5 protein-coding genes are annotated in these 7,470 nt (G+C 43.7%); all 5 read right to left on the bottom strand.

Annotation, left to right across the window (positions count from 1 at the left end):
* The coding region (locus tag J3492_RS11970; RefSeq protein ID WP_279381164.1) for a transposase at positions 1-599 on the bottom strand (599 nt) is incomplete at its 3' end.
* Positions 600-801: 202 nt separating this feature from the next.
* On the bottom strand, positions 802-1,455 hold the full coding sequence (pdxH, locus tag J3492_RS11965) for a pyridoxamine 5'-phosphate oxidase (RefSeq protein WP_207992284.1): 654 nt from the start codon (positions 1,453-1,455) through the stop codon (positions 802-804).
* Positions 1,456-1,491: 36 nt separating this feature from the next.
* Complete coding sequence (gene glmM, locus J3492_RS11960) at positions 1,492-2,859, bottom strand: phosphoglucosamine mutase (protein ID WP_207992280.1); 1,368 nt, start codon at positions 2,857-2,859, stop codon at positions 1,492-1,494.
* 210 nt (positions 2,860-3,069) lie between these two features.
* Positions 3,070-4,542 carry an IMP dehydrogenase gene (gene guaB, locus J3492_RS11955; protein ID WP_207992279.1) on the bottom strand — a complete coding sequence of 491 codons (1,473 nt, stop codon included), beginning with the start codon at positions 4,540-4,542 and terminating at the stop codon, positions 3,070-3,072.
* Positions 4,543-4,872: 330 nt separating this feature from the next.
* Positions 4,873-7,152 (bottom strand): choice-of-anchor F family protein, encoded by a 2,280-nt coding sequence (locus tag J3492_RS11950; RefSeq protein WP_207992278.1) that lies wholly within the window; start codon positions 7,150-7,152, stop codon positions 4,873-4,875.
* Between the last annotated feature and the right edge of the window lie 318 nt (positions 7,153-7,470).

The following is a 7,470-nucleotide window of genomic DNA, read 5'->3' as shown; positions in this document are numbered from 1 at the left end:
CCTTCACTAGTGACTGCGGCATCTTTACAGCCTAAATCAATACCGACTTGGCCCATGCCACAAACTGTTTTTGGAAATTCTTTGACGGTGATACAGGCGTACCAGTGACCGCTATTGTCTTGTACTAATTCGCACGTATTGATGCTGTACAGGGCTAGGTTATAGCTGTCCCATAGATCTATAGTAAGTTTTTTACCTTTAGCGAGGCTTAGTTGGATAGTGGACTTAAGGCTTTTCTTGCCTGATTGTCTGGTTGCCAAGTGTTTGATAGCGGTTTTCTTAAACGGAATCCATCCAAGAGATCTGCGCTTGGCCTTTGGGTTATTGGTGCGCCAGTTGAGTTTGGCTTTTTTGAATTGTTTACGGCTTTTGGAGTGAACCTCACTAATCGCTTGCAAGGTTTGACTGTGCAAGTTTAAATACTCGCCACTACCTTTGGTATAAGCGGCCAAATCATAAGCTGAAAAGAATTTGCCTGTGCGCTTAAGGTGTTTAAAACTAAGCTCATTAACGTAATTCCAGACAAAGTTAACCGCTCCAGCCAAGATATTGAGCTGAGTGGCATGTTTGTCTTTGATGCGTAGCTTGAGCGTTTTCATGGATTAATTATGATCTCAATGCGTTTGGTTATCAAGGCATGTTCAATCTTAGGTGACAACGGTTGACGCCTGATATCCACGCCCTAGAAGGACGGGGTTTTACGGCGCTGGATGATAAAAAGCCCAAGATGAACTTGGGCTTTGTGCTTCGTTATTATCAGAATTTAATACCACCTATCATTAATAGGTGTACCGTATCAACCTATGGCAACAAGCGTTTGGTTATCCAGCTGTCTGTACCAGCATTGTCATCCTGTGTGTAGACAATACGATCATGCATACGACTGGCACGCCCTTGCCAAAACTCGATGTGCTCAATCGTAATCTCATAACCACCCCAAAACTCTGGCGTTGGCACTGGGCTGTTTTCTGGATAGTCGTTTTGTAATTGCTCAAACGTTTGTTCCATGACTTCACGATTGGCGACTTCACCACTTTGGGGCTGGCTTACCCACGCCCCCACCTGACTATCATGCGGACGTTTTTGAAAGTATGCCGCAGATTTATCGGCATCTATTTTAGCGATATGTCCGCTGATACGTATCTGACGCTCAAGCTCATGCCAAAAAAACAGCACTTCTGCATTGGGATTTTCGGCGATATCTTGTCCTTTGGCACTTTCATAGTTGGTATAAAAAACAATACCAGTCTCTGTAATCTCTCGTAGCAATACGATACGCACACTGGGCTTGTTGTCCGCACCACAAGTGGCCAAGCTCATCGCATAAGGCTCTTGCACTTGCTGCTCTATCGTTTCCTTCATCCAGTCGTCTAACAGCTCAAATGGTGAGGCGGGAACTGACTGCTGATCCAGTACACCTTTTTCATACGAGCGACGCTGATCGCTAAAATCCATACTCATGATTGTTCCTTATAGCTACGTGTAATAGTATCAACCTAATACAGCTTTGATTTTATCGGCCAAATCGTTTGCCATCACATCGCACTCGATCTCGTCATCTGACTCAACCATCACCCGAATCATCGGCTCTGTACCTGATTGACGAATCAATAAGCGCCCACGACCTTCCAATGTGGCCTGCGCCTTGTCAAAAGCAGCAACCAGCTCTTCGTGTTTGAATGGATCTTGCATCTGACTTAAACGCACATTGACCAGCTTTTGGGGTAATTTCTCAAAACCTTCTGTCAATACACTTAACGCTTTGTCTTGAGCTTGCATCACTGCCAACACTTGTAAGCCTGCGATAATCGCATCTCCTGTACGGCTCTTATCTAAGCACAGAATGTGTCCAGATGGCTCGCCGCCCAGTATCCAACCATTGGCCTCAAGGTCTTGCATCACATAGCGATCGCCTACTTTTGCACGGGTAAACTCAATATCAGCCGCTTTGAGTGCCAGCTCTAAGCCCATGTTACTCATGAGTGTGCCAACGACCCCTTCCGTACGGTCCTGACTTTGAGTGGCAAGCACATAAAGAATGCCATCACCATCAACCAGTCTGCCGGCCTCATCGACCATCACGATGCGATCGCCATCACCATCTAATGCAATACCAACATCCGCATTATGTTCTAATACGGCTTGTTGTAAGCTCTCAGGATTGGTGGAGCCACAGTTAGCATTGATATTGATGCCGTCAGGTTTGTTATGAATGGCAATCACATTGGCACCCAGCTCACGCATGACGCGCGGTGCCACGCTATAGCCTGCACCATTGGCACAATCTATCACTACGGTAAGACCGCCTAAGTCATACTGATAAGGAAAGCTGCCTTTGCAAAATTCAATATAACGGCCTTTGGCATCATCAATACGATGGTTTTTACCCAGCCGTGCTGGGTCTAATATGGGCATGACTAAATCGTCTTCCATCCCACCACTCATGATGGCTTTTAATTTATCGTTAATGGCATTTTGCATCTCATCAGTGAGTTTTTTGCCATCTCCTGAAAACAGCTTTATGCCATTATCATAATAAGGGTTGTGCGAGGCTGAGATGACAATGCCAGCATCTGCATGAAAACTGCGGGTCAAATGTGCAATCGCTGGCGTTGGTAGTGGTCCTAGCATATGAACATCGACACCAGCAGCGTTAAAACCTGCCTGCAAAGCCCCCTCAATGACATAACCGGAAAGACGAGTGTCTTTACCGATAACCACGCTGGGTTTACGATCAGGATTATCATTGCTCTCAATCAGGACGCGCCCGGTTACATAGCCCAGTTTTAAAATAAAATCAGGGGTGATTGGCAGCTCACCAAACTTTCCTCGAATACCATCAGTGCCGAAATAGCTCATTATTTTTATATCCTTACGCTAGCTAATAAAATATAGGAACAAACCTATCTATATACATAAGCAAAATCCAATGCAAAAGACAAGGTAAATTCTTGACGCCTTATTTTACAAAAAAAACAGCCAACAACACACGAGCATTGTTGGCTGTTTGTATCTTATAACATCCTATACCAAATAGTGATGCTCTAAGGATATTCTTTTATCAACATACTAGTCAATACGATAATTTGGTGCTTCCTTGGTGATCTGCACATCATGGACATGCGACTCTTTCATGCCAGCTGAGGTTACTTTAATAAACTGTGGTTTACTGCGCATCTCTTCGATGGTTGCAGAGCCCGTATAACCCATCGATGAGCGCAAACCGCCGACCAACTGATTGACAATACCAGAAACTGGACCTTTATAAGGCACACGGCCTTCAATACCTTCTGGCACCAACTTTTCTACGCCATCTTTGGCATCTTGGAAGTAACGATCTGATGAGCCATTCGAGCCTGACATCGCACCTAAGCTACCCATACCACGGTAGGCTTTATAGTAGCGGCCTTGGAACAGCTCAACTTCACCTGGCGCCTCTTCGGTACCTGCCATGAGTGAGCCGACCATGATGCAAGAGGCACCAGCAGCAATGGCTTTTGCCATATCACCTGAGTAGCGAATACCACCATCGGCAATCAATGGAATGCTGTCTTGTAAGGCACTAGCAACATTGTCGATAGCAGAAATCTGTGGCACACCGATACCAGCGATGATACGTGTGGTACAGATAGATCCTGGACCGATGCCGACTTTTACCGCATCAGCGCCTGCATCTCGTAACGCTTTGGCCGCATCACCTGTGGCGATATTACCACCGATTACCTGTACATTAGGATAATGCTTCTTAATCCAAGATACTTTATCCACCACTCCTTTTGAATGACCATGGGCTGTATCAACGACGATAATATCAACATCAGCATCAATCAGCGCCTCTACACGGGCTTCAGTATCAGCCCCTGTGCCGACCGCCGCACCGACACGGAGGCGGCCTTTCTCATCTTTACAGGCATTGGGGTTGTTTTCAGCTTTGGCAAAGTCATTGACCGTGATAAGTCCTTTTAGACGGAAGTTATCATCGATAACGATCACTTTTTCAATACGGTGCTCATGCAGCAGCTTCTTGATGTTTTCATTGCTCTCGCCCTCATGTACCGTTACCAATTGATCTTTTGGTGTCATGATTTGACTGACAGGCAAAGACAGGTTGGTTTCAAAGCGCCAGTCTCTGTGGGTCACGATACCGACGACATTGTCCGTGCCTTTTTCGACCACAGGAACACCTGAGATGTTATGGTCTTCAGTCAGCTGTAGCAACTCACCGATAGTCATCTCTGGATGTACCGTGATCGGATCGACCACCGTACCGGCTTCAAACTTCTTGACACGGCGGACTTGTGTCGCTTGCTTAGCGATATCCATGCTCTTATGCAAAATACCTAGACCACCGAGCTGCGCCATAGTAATGGCCATTTCAGATTCGGTCACCGTATCCATAGCTGCAGAGATAAGCGGAAGATTGAGTGTGATGTTTTTGGTCAGGCGGGTAGATAAATCAGCGGTTTTTGGCAGGACTTCAGAATAGGCTGGTAACAATAAAACGTCATCAAAGGTTAAAGCTTCATCGACAATTCGCAACATACATACCCCTAGTGGTGGTTATCTTGATAGGCGGGTAATGCAGCATTAAGTAGATAGATTAAGTCTATGTTAGTACCATAAAGTTATGAAATAGGTAATAGCACATAAACGCTTAATAACTGAATTAACCCTTAAAAATAACGCCATATTATAACAAATAAGCTGACTGACCGCATGATATATTTATCAGCTTATTTTATATTCTCATTCTCAAAATTAGTTGACATTTTTGAGATAAAGCGCCACTCATAAAAAAGCCAGATACCTAAAATATCTGGCTTCTTTTGAACGCTTCGTCCCATACTAAAAATAGATGAATATTTTCTCTATTTAAAAAGTGGTGTTGAGACCGATATGCAATCCTTGATTCTCATAATCGCTACCGAATGATCCATTATAACCGCCGTATACAGAAACTTGGCTAGAATCATTAGATTTAATGACATGATCAATGCCAACACTCACATCTACCAAATCTTCGTCCAGTCCTTTTACTGTATATGGAGCTAAACCGCTTTGGCCAACAAAGCCACTTTTAACTGCAAGATCATCACCAGATGCATTTGTATATTTAACGCTACCTGTCAGACGAGTATTACTGGTAGGCAATTGATATTCACCACGTGCACCGATAGAAGCTAGCAAGACATCAGAATCTTGATCATTAACTTCTAGATTCCAAAGGTCTGTACCAGTTTCAGTAAAGCCATCAACTGAAACATCATAATATTCAATTGATGCAGTAGGGCCTACTTTAAATCTGCCCATGTCTCTCAAGTAATCAATATTCAATGCTGCAAAAACCTGTGAGCCATCTGTATTTGCCTTTGCAGTCGACTTATCTGGTGCTTCGCGGTAAGAGTCATATGATAAATCTTGATAACCGACTAAGGCTTGAACCAAGCCACCGTCACCGAAACGAGTCCGCGTAAAGGCTGATACTGAGTAACCATCAGCCTCGATCTTACCATGATCCTGAGACGCTTCTGCCTCTGAATCGGTGTAACCCACTGCCAACCCTAGTGAAGAATTGGTGCCGTTTAGACGCTTTTCTATACCTGCAGAAAGTGCATAAACATCTATATCATAACCCAAAGAATTGTTGGTAGGATCATACGTTGAGCGTGAACCACTTTGTGAAGCAAAGCCATACAAGCCGTCTTGCATCAACCAACTATCATTATTTGAATTAACATCTTGACTGCTATTAGCACTGCTCCAAGGAACGTGTCTCGTGATCGCTCTTACTTGATCACGTGATGCTTCAAAACCAAGATTGGTGAATGCTGCTGCATAACCAAAGCCGATACTGTTTAGGAACTTTGATTTTTCAGCCGCGCTCATCCCTTCGATGCCAGTAAGTGCCTCTTGATAAGCTTCGTTATTACCTTGCAAGTTCAAATAAGGTACTTCAGCCAAAGTATCTACAAAAATGGCGTTTTGTAACTGCTGCTCAGTTGTTGCACTCGCTACAATAGGAGCAAACCTTGGAGAGATACGTACAGTCACTTCACCGCCTTCAACTGTACCAACGGTCATTGTGTAGTTTAAGTTCGCATTACGCAAATCTTCAATGGCATCGACTGCAAATCTATCACTTGCCGTGGTAGCGGTAATGATTCCTTCAGGGACTGCACCACCAGCGACATAGTCTAGCTCTTCAACAGTAACACCTAACGATGTAGCCAGCTCTTCAAGTCTTGCAGGAAGGTTGGCATCAATATCCAATGTGCCGTAGGTCCAGCCGCCAGCGGAAGGGTTGTTCCAAGCAAAAAGATCGCCCTCCTCAGTGAGATCTAACTCTTCACCCCAGAAAAATATGCCATCTGGTACCATAGTGTCATCAAGGAAACCTGTTCCAAAAAGCTTTTCATAATCTGGATTGCTTAGAGCTCCAAACGATAAGATGTCAGATGTATGATCGGGCGCAAACTTTGTTTTGTCACTTGAGAAAAACCCAACCTCGCCCTCTTGACCGCCACCACCAAACAGCCCATCAACCAATCCAGAACCAGCTTTGAGACTATCAGCAGTGACATCAAGATTAAAAAGAACCGCGTTTTCAGGACTCAACTCGCCCATCGGCTTGCCATCTTTATCTAATAGCTCAATATCAAAACCAGTGATACGCGCACCAGTAAAGTTGGACATTTTTCCAAAAGTAAAATAGTCAACCGATGAAGTATCTGTCTCTGGATAGGCATTTGCTATAGTACGTAATCGCGTATCATAGGCATCCATACCTGTTAGATAATTCTTAATACGCTTGCCTGAACCAGAGGCTGCATCACAGTTATTGTCATTACTCGCCATCAGGCAATTAGTGACATCACCGCGTGAATCAAGGTCCGTAAAGTCTGTAGTGCCATTAAAGTATGGATCTACAAAATTGGGGTTATCTTTATCAAAATCATCAGGTCTAGTACTCGTAAAGGTGACTGCCTTAATACCTGGCTCGACGACATTCTCTTCTTCATCCACATAGACTAAGCCGCCGCCTGACGTACCAATCAGCACCTCATCAGCAAAAGTATCTGCATGCGCAATAGTCAATGGAACTACCAATGCCACTGGTGCAACCGACACTAACAAATATTTTTTAATCTTCATTTTTTGTACCCTCTAGCCTCTATGTTATCTCATTAGCCATTCACGCTAATAATGAAAACACATGCGGTAAAAAGAATACAAACAACTCTCACCATTAACATCAATTTATTCCAGTTATAAAACTGACTCAGTACTATAGTACTATCTACTGAAAATGTCACACGGCTTAATCTCTGTGCTGTTCAGACTCTAATTACTTAATATGCTCATAATGATTATACTGAAAAACACTATGTATAAATCAATACTATCAACTAAGAATATAACAAACCTAGTAAGTAATAACAAACAAAATGCTAATTAAAAAACAACATAAAA

It is taken from the genome of Psychrobacter coccoides (genome assembly GCF_017498085.1).
In the GTDB taxonomy this organism is placed as follows: domain Bacteria; phylum Pseudomonadota; class Gammaproteobacteria; order Pseudomonadales; family Moraxellaceae; genus Psychrobacter; species Psychrobacter coccoides.
This window is presented reverse-complemented; position numbering and strand designations above follow the sequence as displayed.

Coding starts and splice junctions, on each gene's coding strand:
- pdxH (WP_207992284.1), bottom strand. CDS start 1,455: ATGGATTTTAGCGATCAGCGTCGCTCGTATGAAAAAGGTGTACTGGAT.
- glmM (WP_207992280.1), bottom strand. CDS start 2,859: ATGAGCTATTTCGGCACTGATGGTATTCGAGGAAAGTTTGGTGAGCTG.
- guaB (WP_207992279.1), bottom strand. CDS start 4,542: ATGTTGCGAATTGTCGATGAAGCTTTAACCTTTGATGACGTTTTATTG.
- J3492_RS11950 (WP_207992278.1), bottom strand. CDS start 7,152: ATGAAGATTAAAAAATATTTGTTAGTGTCGGTTGCACCAGTGGCATTG.